Source organism: Hominenteromicrobium sp. (assembly GCF_046974225.1).
GTDB lineage: Bacteria > Bacillota > Clostridia > Oscillospirales > Acutalibacteraceae > Hominenteromicrobium > Hominenteromicrobium mulieris.
Genome location: NZ_JBKWAE010000010.1, coordinates 85545 through 99404, shown reverse-complemented (window position 1 = coordinate 99404; position 13860 = coordinate 85545). Strand labels below are relative to the sequence as shown.

The window sequence follows — 13860 nt, the reverse complement described above, 5'->3', positions numbered from 1 at the left end:
CGGCAGCACGCCGCGGGCTTTCTCCGTTTTGAGCTCGAACGGCGGGATCATCACCGCAAAGCTGATCTTGCCGGAAACCGGCACGGAAACGCTGTACACGCGCTTGCCCTCCATGGCAGAAGCGACAAGACCGCCGGAGATTGCCGGGCTCGTGTTATCCGGGTGCCCTTCAATCTGCGCCGCAAGGTTAATGAGGTCGCTCTGCGACATCGGCGAGCCAAGCATGCGGTTCGCGCCCAAAATACCGGCCACGATGCACGCCGAAGAACTGCCGAGGCCACGCGCCATCGGAATGTTGTTTTCCTGAATGATATGCAGACCCGGCAGCGTTTTGCCGCAGATCTGGTACAAATGCCGCGCCGCCCAGTAAATGAGGTTCGTCTCATCGGTCGGCACTTTGATCTTGTCCGTCGTCGTAATCTTCAGCTCGTCCGCTTCTTCCATCCACACGCGGTTGCACATGGTCAGCGCAATGCCGAGCGAGTCAAAACCGGAGCCAAGGTTGGCACTGGTTGCCGGAATATCGATTCGGATCATAAAGCTTTCCCCTTTCCGCTTTTATCAATAATCGGAGATGCGAATACGGCCTTCAACCTTTACGCCGCGCGCTTCCAGCGCTGCCAGCTTATCGCTGAGTTCCTTCTCCGTAAGGTTTTCCACCGTAAAGCCCGCCTCACCCTGTACCGGTCTTTTCGCGAGCAGCGGCGTAATCTTACCGAAGACGTCCGCCGCCGTGTTCAGCGCCGTATCGCTGTCCTTGGCGGAAACGCGCACGAATGCGGACGTTTCCATGCTGCCGAAATCCGCCACGTAGTTCGGCTTTGCATCCTCCCAGAAGAGGTACTTGCGCGCCTTAAAGTGCTTCACACAGTCGATGACGTCCGCCACAACGGCACTCGCCGTGGGCAGCTTGCCCGCGCCTTTGCCGTAGAACACCACGTCGCCCGTCGCGTCGCCGCGCACCATAATGCCGTTGAATACATCGTCCACGCTCGCAAGTTGGCTGCCGCGGTGCACGAACATCGGGCAAACCATAATATGCACCTGTCCGTTTTCGAGCTTTTTCACAGAGCCGATGAGCTTAATAACACCGCCCCAAACGTCTGCAAAATCGACGTCCTGCAGCGTGATCTTCGTAATGCCCTCTGTGTAAACGGAATCCGGGTACACGTGCGTGCCGAACGCCAAAGACGCCAAAATGCAGATCTTGCGGCAGGCGTCCAGGCCCTCCACATCGGCGCTCGGGTTGCGCTCCGCGTAACCAAGCTGCTGTGCAAGCTTCAAAGCGTCTTCAAAGTTCATCTGCTCGCGGATCATCTTCGTCAAAATGAAGTTCGTCGTGCCGTTCAAAATACCGGCAATCTCCGTTACATCGTTTGCGGCAAGGCACTGGCTGATGGGGCGGATGATCGGAATGCCGCCGCCGACGCTCGCCTCAAACAGGAAGTTGAGGTTATTCGCCTGCGCGATTGCAAGGAGCTCCGCGCCCTTTTGTGCCACAAGCTCTTTATTGGAGGTCACAACGCTCTTGCCGTTTTCCAGACACGCCTTCACAAAGTCATACGCCGGGTGCAGGCCGCCCATCACTTCCACGACGATTTGCACCTCGGGGTCATTTAAAATGACGTTGAAATCCTTCGTAAAGCGGTCGCTGTACGGCAGGCCCGGGAACTCCTTTAAGTCCAGAATATATTTAACATGGATCTCTTCCTTCGCGCGCTTCGCGATGCTCGCCGCGTGAGAGGTAAGCACCTCCAAAACGCCGGAGCCGACCACGCCGTGGCCGAGAACTGCTATGTTTGCCATTTCCATTTTCCTTTCCACGCGGATTTAACCGACGATGCTGTCAATCTTAATAACGCCCTGCACCTCAAAAAGGCGCTTCAAAAGCTCATCAATCTCAATGCTCATGTTTTCGCTTCGCGCCGAGACCGAAACGAACGCTTTGCCCTTCACCGGAATATTCTGGTTAATGGTCAGAATGTTCGCGTTCGCCTTATAGAATACCGTCAAAAGGTTCACAAGCACGCCGGGCTTGTCGTTTAACACGACCTGCACCGTCATAATGGAGCCCGTTTCCTTTTTTGTATACGGAAAAACGGCGTTTTTATACTTATAATATACACTGCGGGAGATGCCCGCCATCTTGACCGCCTCTGAGGTGTTTGAGGCTTCGCCGGTCTCCAGAAGCTGGTTCACGCGGATGACCTTCTGGTATACCTCCGGCAGAACGGATTCGTCGATCAAAAGAAACGATGTATTTTCCATTGTCCACCACCTAAGTACGTTTGTATTGCGTCGATAAACAGTGTAGCACACTTTTCGGCAAAATTCAACCCAAATTTCTTTCCTTTCCCCCTTTTTCTTATTTTGATCTATCTCGTACAAAAAGCAACAGGACCCACTCTTAAAATGAGTGAGTCCTGCATAATACACGTTAAATTTTTATCATGGTCTGCATTCTGCAAACCGCTTTACGCCGCCGGTGTTTCCGGCTCTGTCGGCGGTTCCGGGGTAGGCTCTACCGGCGGTTCCGGGGTAGGCTCCGGCGTCGGTTCCGGGGTAGGCTCCGGCGTCGGGGCCGGCGTTGCGGTCGGGGCCAAGGTCGGCGTGGCCTCCGCCGTCGGCGATGCCGTAGGCTCCTCGCTCGGGGACGGGCTCGGCTCCATGCTCGGCTCTATGCTCGGCGACGGCGTTGCCGTGGCGCTCGTCCTTGCAATGTGGTCGGATCCTCCGTCACACGTCCTCGGAATGTTGTTCTGTGAATACCAGCCGTTTGCAATGTGCACGCAGTTCGGGCCGGGGCGCAGGCCGCTGTCGCGGCAGTAGGAAAGCTGCACCACATTGTCGCTCAGCACATAGCTGCCGCTGTGGAGGAAGTCGTAGTAGTTCGCTTCCATCCAGTCGATGATGCCGTTGTACATCTTCTTCGCGCTGTTCGTGTCGTAAATCTCTTCCTTATATTCGTGGCCGTTCCAGATGCCGCACACGAAAGCGGTCGTGCCGCCCATGTACCACACGTCGTTGCTGTCTTCGGTCGTACCGGTCTTGCCGATCTGGTCAAGGTCGTCGCGGCGCACCATATTTGCCGTGGGGTATGCATCCGTGTCCGTACCGTTGATCGGCAGGTGCAGCAGCTTATTCATAATGGTCGCCGTATCAAACGAGATTGCCTGCTCCTCGCTGTGATTCTGCTGGTAATCGTAGATCACGTTGCCTTCGTTATCCTCAATGCGGTACACGGTGTACGGGGTGTAATACTTGCCGCCGTTGCCGAAGATCTGGTACGCGCCGGTCATCTCGCGTACAGAGATACCGTTTGTCAAACCGCCGATGGCCACGCCGCCGACGTTGTAGGAGTCTTCCTCCGAAAGCGACGTGATGTGCAGGTTCTGCGTGAGGAACTGGTAACTTACAAGCGGCGACATCTGGTTGATGAGCTGTGCCACCGGGGCGTTCAGAGATTCCGTAATGGCCTGATCCACATTCACCGTACCGGCGAACGTACCTTCAAAGTTGTTCGGGCCCGCGCTGCCGTCATCAAAGTAGTTCGGCAGCGGCTCATCCTTCAGCACGGAGCCGTACGTGATGAGATTGTTCTCCAACGCCGGCGCATACACGCTGATGGGCTTAATGGAAGAACCCGGCTGGTTCGTGGAGTACGAAACGTTGTTCTGCACGCGGTTGCCGGTCTTTTTCAAAAGCTCGTTGTCATCGTTTGCCTGGTTCGTGTTCACGCAGAGGATTCTGCCGTCATACTCCATCAGGCACACGCCGCTCCAAATGCCGCTGTCGCTCGTAAACTCCTGCCAGTTGTTTTTCAGGTAGTTTTCAAACGCCTCCTGCATCGGCACATATTCGGCGGAGTAGATCTTGAGACCGCCGTTATAAATGAGGTCGATTGCCATGTCGCGGTCGAGGTTTGCATACTGCATAAGCAGGTCAACGGTGTCGTTGAACACCTCTTCCTCATACCAGTTCCACACCTCGGTGGAAACGCTCTGGGTATCGGTCTCCTCTTCTTCGTCGTCCATTTCAAAGTCCACGCCGCGCAGCTTCAGGTTTGCGGATTGCTCCATCGCCTCGTCGTACTCCGCGCGCGTGATACGCCCTTGGTCGTACATTTCGGAGATGACAAGCTCGCGGCGCTTGCGGTTCGCCTCCGGGTGGTAGAACACGCACAGCGCGGCCGGGTTTTGCGTCGTCGCGGCAATGGTCGCACACTCCGCAATGTTGCAGTCCCAAATGTCCTTGCCGAAGTAGCCCTTTGCCGCGGCTTCCACGCCGTAATAGCCGTTGCCGTAGTTGACAAGGTTCAGGTATGCTTCGAGAATTTCATCCTTAGTATACTTCTTTTCAAGGTTCAGCGCCATGAAGATTTCCTTCACCTTACGCATGACGCTCACCTGATTTTCACCCGTCAGGTTCTTGATAAGCTGCTGCGTGATGGTGGAGCCGCCGGCGGTATCGTTGCCGGTCGCCATGCCGTATACCGCGCCTAACGTACGCTTCCAGTCTACGCCGTGGTGCTCGTAAAAGCGCTTATCTTCGATTGAGATCATCGCTTCCTTCATAATGTCCGGAATCTGCGTGAAATCAACGCGCGTGCGGATCTCTTCGGCGTTATAGCGCAGGCGCTGCGTCCATTCCGCATTGTCCACGCTGTCTATGTGCAGGGAATCCGTCACATACATAAAGCTCGATTCCTTCAGTTTAAAGGAAGCAAGGCTTGCGTTCATCTCCACACCGTGGTAGCTCCAAATGACGGCCGCCACGCTCAAGCCCACAAGGCAACCGGTGATGATGCAGATGCAAAGCACCGTCTTGAGGAGCTTGCCGAACATGGTAAGCACCGCATGTGCCGTGCTGCCGGCCGCGCGGGCCGTTTCGCCGTCTGTACGGCCCATGGGTCTTCCGCTCGGCTGCGCCGTGTTGTACTTATTGATGTCTTTTTTCAGCACGTTTGACCTCCTGAAAAATCAAATTGCGCGGCAAAAGCGCACTTTGTCTGCATAAATTGGCAAACCTTGGCGATACTAAAGCCGCAGGGCAAATCCTACTTAGAAAGGATGTATAGTCATGAAAATGCGTCTTGAGTCCCTTATGCACGCCGCTCGGCAGCGGTACGGCGCATGGGCGGCGATCTTTATCCTTTTCGCCGCGCTGTGCACGCTCTCCGTGTTTTCCGCACGCGATGCCCGGGAAGCTACGGCAGACCCCGCAAAAGCAGAAAGCGACTCTTCCGTTTATTATAGCCCAAACGATGCGGCAAGTCAAGAAACCGACCGGGAGAGCGCCGCAAATTCAGCAAATTTTAAGGAATACGAAACATTCTTCACCGTGCGCGCCTATAACGGCTGCGTGGCTGTTTTCAAAGACGGAAACGATGTGCCCATTTACTGCATTGAAACGCCGCTTAGCAGCCTTACGGAGGAAGACCGCCGCCTGCTCGCCCGCGGCATTCGTGTCGAAACGCTCTCGGAAGCCTGCAAGCTGATTGAAGACTATGAATAAAACCGCAAAAAGAGGACGCCCGCTGCCGGACGTCCCCGATTTGCCTAAATGTCTTTTACTTCATGCTTTCTTCGTAGGACTTGATCATCTTTTTGACCATCTGGCCGCCGACAGAGCCCGCCTGGCGGGAGGTGAGGTCGCCGTTATAGCCCTGCTTGAGGTTGACGCCGACTTCGTTTGCGGCTTCCATCTTAAAGCGGTTCATCGCGTCCTGTGCTTCCGGTACCATCGTCTTATTGCTGCTGTTCATGTTTCATTCTCCTTTTTTCGGCGGCGCTTCACGCTGCGCCGCACTGCTTTTTTCGCGTTTGTTGTTCTTATTGTGCATGATGAAAGGAGCATTATGCGTGTCAATTTTTGCAAGAATGCGCAGTTTTTTGCGCCGCGCGGGAGAGAATATTCTCTCCCCTGTCCTTCTCCCGCTTCTCATTTTCGCGCTGAAAAATGAAAATTAAGCATTGCAGGCAAAATCATGCCGCAGCTGCCGCTCAAGGTCAAGCTCCATCGTCGCAGGGGCGTTATAAAGCACGGTCAGCGCATACGCGCGCATGTTTTTCACGTTTGCCGTGCCGCTTTCCAGCTTATCCATCACGTACTCGATATGCGCGTCATCCAAGCTCAAAAAGCGCTCTGCAACGTCCTGCCTGCGGTATTCGCTGCCGCCGATGCGCACCATGGGTGCTGTGCCGCAGCAAACATCCGTCATCAGCCGGATGAGCTCATCAAGCTTCGCTTTGTCTACTTTGTATTCCGAGAGAATGTCGTAATCGATATTTCCCTTAATACGATTAGAAAAGAAAGTCGCATCATATCCATCCGCAGATAGATCGTTCTCTCTTATTTCTGTCTTTTTATATTCAGTCTTACTTGCTGCGAAATCGTCGCACGGGTCGGCGCTGATTTCCCGCAAAGGGGGCTGCTGCAAAGCCGAACTGCCCGGTGCGGAAAACCCGCTCACCTCGGGCAGCGGCAGCACATAAATCGAATCCGGCCCGCCGATCTTATCCTTGCGGCGGCGGATAAGCCCGGCGCGTTCCAGCTCTTTATAGCGTCCCGTCACCTTATCGTGTCCCCAGCCGAAAAGCTCGCGCAGCTTTCGGTTTGTATAGTAGATATACACCTTGCCGTTTTCGTCGCGCCATTCGTTCTTTTTGGAAAGCCCCATGCGGTTTAAAAGCACGCAGTACAAAAGCTTGCCGCCATCCGAAAGCTTTTTATACGCCGGGTCTTCAAAAAGCACTTTAGGCATTTTGTAAAACAAATACGCGTTATCTTTCCACTTGTCTTCCCTGTTTATACGCCTGCACCTCCGTTTGCGTTCCTTTTCACGTGTCCATCCCCTTTTCGCTATCAAAAAGCCGCCGGTCAGAAAAGCAAAAGCTCCTCTGCCGACGGCATACAGCGATATTTTACGAATACGACCCGGTGCGGCAGGTCGTCCTCTTACTGTTTATTATAAGGATTCCGCCGCAAATGTCAAGTCAATTTAGAACATTTGTTTGTGATTTTGGCGGACATCTTTTCAAAAAAAGACCGCGCAGGGCGTTTTCGGCGCTGCGCGGTTCTTGAAATCCTGTTTGATCGATGGGTATTGAAATAGAAATCACTTGCCCCAGACTTCCTCGGCGATCTCCTTTACAAGCGCGAGCTTTGCCCACTGCTGCTCTTCCGTGAGCTTGTTACCGACCTCGCAGGAAGCAAAGCCGCACTGCGGGCTGAGGCAGAGGTTCCCGAGCGGCACATACTTTGCAGCCTCGTGAATGCGTGCGATGACGGCGTCCTTATCCTCAAGCTCCGGGCGCTTGGACGTAATCAGTCCCAAAACGACTTTTTTGCCCGGTGTGACGAAGCGCAGCGGCTCAAAACCGCCGGAACGCGCGTCATCGAACTCCAGATAATAGGCATCGACATTTTCATGCGCAAACAGGCGCTCTGCGACCGGCTCATAGCCGCCCCGGCTGGCCCAGGAGGAATTGTAGTTGCCGCGGCAAATGTGGGTTGCAACGGTGAGATCATCCGGTTTGCCCTCAAGTGCGAGGTTGTTGACCTTCAAAAGCTGATCCATGATGTCGCCCATCTTTTCCGGCTCCACGCCGAACACAAACGGCGCGGCGGGGTCTACGCAAACGCCCCAAGAGCAGTCATCAAGCTGCAGGTTGCGGCAGCCTGCGTCGTAGAGCTGCTTGATGAACGCCCGATAGATCTTTGCAACGTCCTCGAGCAGCTCTTCGCGGTTCGGGTAGATTTTATTCGTCGTCTCCGCGTTCATCGGGAAGATCATCTGCTCGTAGAACTGTGCCGGAGACGGAATGGTCTGCTTTGCGACGGTGTTTTCGTCCTCAAGCGCCTGCACAAACTGGAAGTGCTCCACAAAAGGGTGCGTACCCGTCAGCTTTAATTTGCCCGTAAGGTACGTGTCATCGACGACCGCAAGGACATCGTGGAACGGGATGCCGCCCTTGGGCGCGGCGTGGCTGACGCCCTCAAACCCCCACATAAAGTCGAGATACCATGTCTTGCGGCGGAATTCGCCGTCGGTGAGCAGCTTATAACCCGCCGCCTTCTGTTTTGCGACAAGATCGCGAATGGCGGTGTCTTCGGCTTCCTTCAGTGCTTCGTAAGTGGTTTTGCCGGCTTCATAATCGGCGCGAATCTTCTTCAAATCATCCGGGCGCAGAAAGCTGCCGACATAATCGTAACGGTACGGAAGTTTGATATTTTTCATGTTGATCACCTGCTGTTTGAGTTTGTGCTTACAGTATACAGGCAAATTTTCGCCTTGTAAAATACAAGAAAGAAGCGGTTTGCCATAGGTTTTTGCTATGACAAGCCACTTTCGGTTTGCATTATTGCATTGTGAACTTCTTTAAAGCGTCGATATAATATTGCGCAAACAAGCTCGGCTCCACGTTTTCGCGCGTGAGATAGCCGATTTCCATGTAATCGTCAAGATTGAGCGGCACGGCGACGATATTTTTGCCGTTTAGACTCTCGTTGATGACGCCGCTGCAAATGGTGTAGCCGTTCAGCCCGATGAGCAGATTGAACAGCGTTGCGCGGTCACAGACGTGGATGTCTTTGGCGCACTCAAGCGTGCTCTGAATTTCCTCGGAAAAATAAAACGCATTGTGGTCGCCCTGCTCATAGGAAAGGCGCGGGTACGGCGCTAAGTCCTCCAGTGTGACGCTTTTTCGCTTTGCAAGGGGATTTTCTGCACCCAAAAACACGTGCGGCCCCGCTTTGAACAGCGGGTGAAATCCCAGCCCGTGCGCCTTAATCGTCTTTTTTAAGACCGTCTCGTTGAACGGGTTTAAATACAAAACGCCGACTTCGCTTTTTAATAACGCCACGTCCTCGATGATCTCATACGTCTGCGTTTCGCGCAGGTGAAAATCGTACGTTTCGCCGCCGTGCTCCTTTAAAAGCGCCACGAAGGCCTCCACTGCGAACGAATAGTGCTGCGTGGAAACGCAAAAACGTCTGCGCACGGGCGCGCCGCCGAAATACCGCTCACGCATAAGGTCTAATTGGCTGTTCACCTGCCGCGCGTAGCCGAGAAATTCCTCGCCCTCCGGCGTTAAGGTCACGCCCTTGTTCGTGCGGCGGAAAAGCGTGACCTGCAATTCGTTTTCGAGCTCCTTAATCGACGCGGTGAGGCTGGGCTGCGCGATGAAAAGCCGCTTTGCCGCCGCGCTGATGGTACCCGTTTCCGCCACGGCAAGCACATATTGAATTTGCGTAAGCGTCATGCGTTCTCCCCGCTTTCGGTTCTGTTTTCCGCTTCCAGCCGTTTTAATACGCCCAGAATATCCTTGTAGCGCGCGATAACCTTTTGGTAGTTTTCGCGTCGGTGCGGAAAAAGGCAGTTCGTGCAGTCCTTGATGCCGTTTTCTTTATATTGAAACGCGCCGCCGCAGTTGCGGCCCAAAGCGTAAAGCGGGCAGTAGCAGAAAAGGCAATTGAAATTTTCCGGGTCCGCGCCCTTGTGGCAGGGAAAATACTCGCATTCTTTATGCGCAAAATAGCTGTAATTTTGAGACATATTGGCTCCTTTTAAGCGTACAGGGTACGCGTTTACGTGAACGTGAAGCTCGGGTTATGGTCGCGTTTATCGTCTCTTATGCTTTGTCTTCCATGGTTTTCACCATGTTTTTGATGCGCTTTGGGTCGAGACGCGGGCTGCCGTAGGGACGCAAGGCCAAAGCCATCAGCTTCATGGGGTTATCGTCCGCCGCAATGCGGTTAGAGCCCATTTTGCCGCAAATCGTGCAGCGGTGAATGACAGCCCACTCCCCGTTTTTGCGCACCCACACGCTGATGGGCTCCATGACGCCGTGGCACGCGGATGCGCGGTCGCCGGGCTCGTTATCCACATGGACGCTCGAAAGGCAGTACGGGCAATGGTTGCGGTGGTCACTGCCTGCGCCCTCGGGCAGAATTTCGCGCCCGCAGACCTTGCACGTGAACGGGTCTAAGCACGCATGTTTTTTGTAGTAGCCTTTTTCGTATTTTCTGCGCTTATTTTCACGGTTCACGGTCATATCCTCCTTTGTCGCCCGCGCCGCCCATCATGCGGGTAAGCTCCTCTATTTTTTCCAGTGGGAACGGCGGCATGGAAAGCGGCCGCCCGGCAATGGAAAGCAGCAAAACGGGGTCGTCCTCGTCCGAAACGGGCGTAGAGGCAATCTCGCCGCAAAGGCTGCACCGGCCTAAAATCTCCCAGCTGTCATCGGGCTTCACCCAAATGGAAATGGGCTGTAGCTTGCCGCCGCATTCGTAGCCCTCGCTGTCCGCTTCATGGATGGCGGTAAGGCAGCACGGGCAGTGGGCATATTCTTTTTCGGGCACGTTTTCCGCCGGCTCAAAGCCACAGGCAGGGCAGTGAAAACGCTTGGGGGTATATTCCATAGGGTCGTTTCCTCCTTGTTTTTCGGGAAAATATCTATAAAAATAAGTATAATATGAATCGCCGCATTCGTCAATTCCGTAAAGGGAAAAACGCCTTGCATTCCCGATAAAAAGGGACAATACCGCACATAAAACTTTCGACAGTGCGCGGTATTGCCCTTGGCAGATTGATCAAATCGGAATAGATGAGATCAGAATAACAGCTTACGCTCCCATAGAAATTTCTGCCGGTCTCATGGTTTTTTAAAAATTGTATTGATTTTAGCAGGGTATTGCAATATAATTTATAAATATAACTTGTTTTTCGACAAATAAGACGTTTTTTTGCGAGGTGCTCTATGACTACACAAGCTTTGCTGCAGCTTTCCGCCGACATTATAACGCGGTATTACAATAATGAGATCGAGCCGTTTCTGGCGGCCTGCCACCCGGACGTGCTGTGGATCGGCCCGGCAAATACGCAGATTATCCGCACGCGCGAAACGCTCATCGAGACGTTTGCCGAAGAGCACCACAACCTGCGCTTTGAGATGCACGACCTTGTGACCGTGCCGCTCATGACGCCCAGCAGCAAGGTCCTTGAGGTGCTGCTGTTTTATGACGTAGACACCATTTGGCCGGACAACAGCATGCAGCGTGTAAAGCAGCGCGTTCAGCTTTCGTGGGTGGTGGAAGGCGGGCAGCCGTTCATCCGCGTGTGTCACGTTTCCAATGCACTCGATTACGATGACCGCGATGTGATCTACCCCGTGCACTATGGAGAAGATCGTGTGCGCGTGGCGGTGCTTTCCGGCGAGGACCGCGCGCCGCGCATCGTTTTAAAGGGCGCGAACAAAGCCATGCTGTACCTGCGCCCCGCGTATATCGATTACTTAGAAACAAGTGGTATGCACACCTATATTCACACACAAAACGACATACGGGAATCGACCGAGCGACTGACGGCGATCGATAAGCGCTACCCGGGACTGTTTCTGCGCTGCCACGAAAGCTACCTTGTGAACCCCGACCGCGTGACGGAAATCACCCGCTTTCATTTGACGCTTATAAACGGCACCACTTTGCCCATTCCCGAAAAGAAGTACACGACCGTGAAAAAGCGACTCTCGGAGATGCTGGCGAAAGAGAAATAAATTTCCTCACCGTTCATGTGGTTTCCCTCACCCCCTATGGGCTCCCGGCAACACCGGGTTATTTTTAACATCTCGCACATAGGCAAAGCCTTATAAAGCGTCCATGTGTTCGACCTCCTTTACCGCGCTTTCATACAAAATACAGCACTTTACGAATTTTTAAATTTTTTTAAAAAAACACTTGCTTTTTTCGTTTAGCTGTTGTATAATAATTGAGCACTTGAGAAGTGAATATATCGCGGGGTGGAGCAGTTCGGTAGCTCGTCGGGCTCATAACCCGAAGGTCGTAGGTTCAAATCCTGCCCCCGCAACCAAAGGAAAAACCTCATTCAAACGAATGAGGTTTTTCCTTTGGAGTGAAATAAATCTCTTCGAGATTTGTGAAATGTGCTTCGCACGTAAAAGAACAACCTTCGGTTGTTGTGAAATGCCTGCGGGCGTGAGGAGATTTATTTCATTTCATATTGCGGCGAAGACGCAATATATCACAATGCACAGCACACTTGTGTGCGAAGCGTTATTTCACATTTTGCGTCAGCAAAATATTTCACTAAAAACAAACCGGTGGCGACTGCCCAGCCCCGACCGAGCCGGCAGGTGAGAACGTAGGAGATTATGGTGAAATTTGCCTTACGGCAAGTGAATTGTTCGCTCCGTGAACGTGAAAACCCCGATTCCGCACATGAAACGGATCGGGGTTTTGTTCTGTACTTATAAATCTCTGTATTTCTTTACGCGGCGGACTTTTTTGTTTTTACGGTTCATCAGGATGGCAAGGATAGCATACGCGGCAGCCAAGACCAGCAAAATGGTGGCCGTAACAATAAACCACGTGGAGGTGAGCACCTCCTGCCCCTGCTGCAAAACCTGCACGATTTCGCTGCGCTCCACGCTTTCCGCGGCGACGAGCGCAACGGTGGAAAGCTCCGTGCCGTTATAATAGAACGTAGCGGTACCGACGTAATCGCCCTTTTTGATGGGCGCTTTCACGCTTTCGGGCAGATCGAGCTTTGTGGTGATGGCGCCGCTTTCCAGACTGCTCGGCAGTGTTGCGGTGAGATTGCCCTGCGCCAGCACCTGCAGGCGGTCTTTGCCCCACGCGTATTTGAGGCTCACCTCGCCGAGAAGCTCGCCGTCCGTAACGAGCGTTTTGTTTTCGATATTCAAAAATGCCCAGCGGAACAGCGTCGCGGCATCGTACATTTCGCCGTGATAATCGATATGGTTGCCCTCGCTGTCGATATACGGGCTGCCCATGCACACGACAAGGTAACTGTACCCGTCATACGTAGCCGTGGCGGAAATGCAGTAGCCGGATTCATTCAAGGAGCCGGTCTTTACGCCGGTGGCATAGGTGTAATACTCATCGTCATAGCTCAAAAGCATGCGGTTCGTTGTGGTGACGGTGCGTTCCTCGCTTGTCATGTTCGTCGGCGGCTGCGTGTAATACGTCTGCGAGGTGACGTCCGTAAAATACGGCATTGTCAGCGCATACTCCGTAATGGTCGCCATCTCGCGCGCGGTGGTGTAGTGGTTTTCATCATACAGGCCGTGCGGGTTCACAAAATGCGTGTTCGTGCAGCCAAGCTCCGCGGCCTTCTTGTTCATCAGCTCCACACAGCTCATTTTGCCGTCACCGTCTTCGTCATACTGCGGGTCGTCGGCCGTGATATTCAAAGAATCCACATATTTTGCAAGCGTCAGCGCGGCATCATTGCCGGATGGCACCATCATCAGGTTCAAAAGTTCATAGATGGTAAAGCTTTCGCCCGTTTGAATTTCCGCCAAAGACGAGCCCGTGCCCTCAAGCTCCTCTGCAACGCTTTCCGGCACCGTAGTGCGCGTGTTTTGCAGGTCGCTGACCGTTTCCGCCGTGACGATATACGTCATGATCTTCGTCATGGAAGCCATGGGGCGGCGCTCGTCCGGATTATATGTATAGACAACGGTATCGGTGTCGAGGCTCACCATATAAATAGAAGCGCTGTTCGGGTCTGCGAGCTTATCGCACGGAAAGCCCATTTCGCTGCTTTTGGCCACGACCGTGTTTGTCGTAGTATTCGTTTCCGAAGTCGAGGTATCGGAAGCTGTGGAAGTTTCGCTCGCGGTGCTTTCGGCTGTATCGGCCAAAACGCCGGTCGTCAAAACGGAAAGCGACAGCAAAACGCTTGCGCATATCGATAAAAATTTATGTTTTCTCACTGTTTATCCTCCAACGGACATGATATAATACTGTTAACTATTTTATTATTATAGCACGGTTTGGCACCCCTGAAAAGGTGCTCGCCGGCAAATTCAGAAAAAA

General features: G+C 53.4%; 14 protein-coding genes and 1 tRNA gene. 3 read left to right on the top strand and 12 right to left on the bottom strand.

Annotation, left to right across the window (positions count from 1 at the left end; translation table 11 throughout):
• From thrB to ACLTX1_RS08995, 4 genes are all read right to left on the bottom strand, one after another.
• On the bottom strand, positions 1-537 hold a 537-nt coding region (gene thrB / locus ACLTX1_RS09010; protein WP_412330805.1), incomplete at its 3' end, for a homoserine kinase.
• A 24-nt stretch (positions 538-561) separates the two neighbouring features.
• Entirely contained in the window at positions 562-1806 is a 1245-nt protein-coding gene (locus ACLTX1_RS09005; RefSeq protein WP_176820338.1) for a homoserine dehydrogenase, read from the bottom strand.
• Positions 1807-1830: 24 nt separating this feature from the next.
• On the bottom strand, positions 1831-2268 hold the full coding sequence (locus tag ACLTX1_RS09000; RefSeq protein WP_308448902.1) for an ACT domain-containing protein: 438 nt from the start codon (positions 2266-2268) through the stop codon (positions 1831-1833).
• A gap of 206 nt (positions 2269-2474) precedes the next feature.
• A complete protein-coding gene (locus tag ACLTX1_RS08995) occupies positions 2475-4961 on the bottom strand; it encodes a transglycosylase domain-containing protein (protein WP_412330804.1) in 2487 nt (828 codons plus the stop codon).
• 118 nt (positions 4962-5079) lie between these two features.
• Here ACLTX1_RS08995 and ACLTX1_RS08990 point away from each other — a divergent pair, with 118 nt between their 5' ends.
• Positions 5080-5514, top strand: coding sequence for a hypothetical protein (locus tag ACLTX1_RS08990; protein WP_412330803.1), 435 nt, complete (start codon positions 5080-5082; stop codon positions 5512-5514).
• A gap of 55 nt (positions 5515-5569) precedes the next feature.
• Here ACLTX1_RS08990 and ACLTX1_RS08985 read toward each other — a convergent pair whose 3' ends face one another.
• From ACLTX1_RS08985 to ACLTX1_RS08955, 7 genes are all read right to left on the bottom strand, one after another.
• Positions 5570-5764: an alpha/beta-type small acid-soluble spore protein gene (locus ACLTX1_RS08985; RefSeq protein ID WP_176820334.1), complete on the bottom strand. Its 195-nt coding sequence runs from the start codon at positions 5762-5764 to the stop codon at positions 5570-5572.
• A 201-nt stretch (positions 5765-5965) separates the two neighbouring features.
• A complete protein-coding gene (locus ACLTX1_RS08980; protein ID WP_412330802.1) occupies positions 5966-6775 on the bottom strand; it encodes a DUF6017 domain-containing protein in 810 nt (269 codons plus the stop codon).
• A gap of 342 nt (positions 6776-7117) precedes the next feature.
• Complete coding sequence (locus ACLTX1_RS08975; RefSeq protein ID WP_412330801.1) at positions 7118-8239, bottom strand: 5-methyltetrahydropteroyltriglutamate--homocysteine S-methyltransferase; 1122 nt, start codon at positions 8237-8239, stop codon at positions 7118-7120.
• A 121-nt stretch (positions 8240-8360) separates the two neighbouring features.
• Positions 8361-9263, bottom strand: a complete 903-nt coding sequence (locus ACLTX1_RS08970; protein ID WP_412330800.1) for a LysR family transcriptional regulator — start codon at positions 9261-9263, stop codon at positions 8361-8363.
• The gene (locus tag ACLTX1_RS08965) at positions 9260-9556 is read right to left on the bottom strand and encodes a cysteine-rich small domain-containing protein (RefSeq protein WP_176820330.1); all 297 of its coding nucleotides are present in this window, start codon (positions 9554-9556) and stop codon (positions 9260-9262) included. The genes ACLTX1_RS08970 and ACLTX1_RS08965 overlap by 4 nt, the downstream gene beginning before the upstream one ends.
• Before the next feature lie 76 nt (positions 9557-9632).
• Positions 9633-10049: an RNHCP domain-containing protein gene (locus ACLTX1_RS08960; RefSeq protein ID WP_412330799.1), complete on the bottom strand. Its 417-nt coding sequence runs from the start codon at positions 10047-10049 to the stop codon at positions 9633-9635.
• Positions 10039-10422, bottom strand: coding sequence for an RNHCP domain-containing protein (locus tag ACLTX1_RS08955; protein WP_412330798.1), 384 nt, complete (start codon positions 10420-10422; stop codon positions 10039-10041). The genes ACLTX1_RS08960 and ACLTX1_RS08955 overlap by 11 nt, the downstream gene beginning before the upstream one ends.
• A 338-nt stretch (positions 10423-10760) precedes the next feature.
• Here ACLTX1_RS08955 and ACLTX1_RS08950 point away from each other — a divergent pair, with 338 nt between their 5' ends.
• Both ACLTX1_RS08950 and ACLTX1_RS08945 read left to right on the top strand, forming a co-directional pair.
• On the top strand, positions 10761-11555 hold the full coding sequence (locus ACLTX1_RS08950) for a LytTR family DNA-binding domain-containing protein (RefSeq protein WP_343284855.1): 795 nt from the start codon (positions 10761-10763) through the stop codon (positions 11553-11555).
• 237 nt (positions 11556-11792) lie between these two features.
• Positions 11793-11869: transfer RNA gene (locus tag ACLTX1_RS08945), tRNA-Met, on the top strand.
• Positions 11870-12266: 397 nt separating this feature from the next.
• Here the strand turns inward: ACLTX1_RS08945 and ACLTX1_RS08940 are convergent.
• Complete coding sequence (locus tag ACLTX1_RS08940) at positions 12267-13757, bottom strand: D-alanyl-D-alanine carboxypeptidase family protein (protein ID WP_412330797.1); 1491 nt, start codon at positions 13755-13757, stop codon at positions 12267-12269.
• Positions 13758-13860 lie beyond the last annotated feature (103 nt).

Excerpts from the sequence above, each read along its gene's own strand:
- ACLTX1_RS08990 (WP_412330803.1), top strand. The coding sequence starts at position 5,080 with ATGAAAATGCGTCTTGAGTCCCTTATGCACGCCGCTCGGCAGCGGTAC.
- ACLTX1_RS09000 (WP_308448902.1), bottom strand. The coding sequence starts at position 2,268 with ATGGAAAATACATCGTTTCTTTTGATCGACGAATCCGTTCTGCCGGAG.
- ACLTX1_RS08955 (WP_412330798.1), bottom strand. The coding sequence starts at position 10,422 with ATGGAATATACCCCCAAGCGTTTTCACTGCCCTGCCTGTGGCTTTGAG.
- ACLTX1_RS08950 (WP_343284855.1), top strand. The coding sequence starts at position 10,761 with ATGACTACACAAGCTTTGCTGCAGCTTTCCGCCGACATTATAACGCGG.
- ACLTX1_RS09005 (WP_176820338.1), bottom strand. The coding sequence starts at position 1,806 with ATGGCAAACATAGCAGTTCTCGGCCACGGCGTGGTCGGCTCCGGCGTT.
- ACLTX1_RS08975 (WP_412330801.1), bottom strand. The coding sequence starts at position 8,239 with ATGAAAAATATCAAACTTCCGTACCGTTACGATTATGTCGGCAGCTTT.
- ACLTX1_RS08965 (WP_176820330.1), bottom strand. The coding sequence starts at position 9,556 with ATGTCTCAAAATTACAGCTATTTTGCGCATAAAGAATGCGAGTATTTT.
- ACLTX1_RS08970 (WP_412330800.1), bottom strand. The coding sequence starts at position 9,263 with ATGACGCTTACGCAAATTCAATATGTGCTTGCCGTGGCGGAAACGGGT.
- ACLTX1_RS08985 (WP_176820334.1), bottom strand. The coding sequence starts at position 5,764 with ATGAACAGCAGCAATAAGACGATGGTACCGGAAGCACAGGACGCGATG.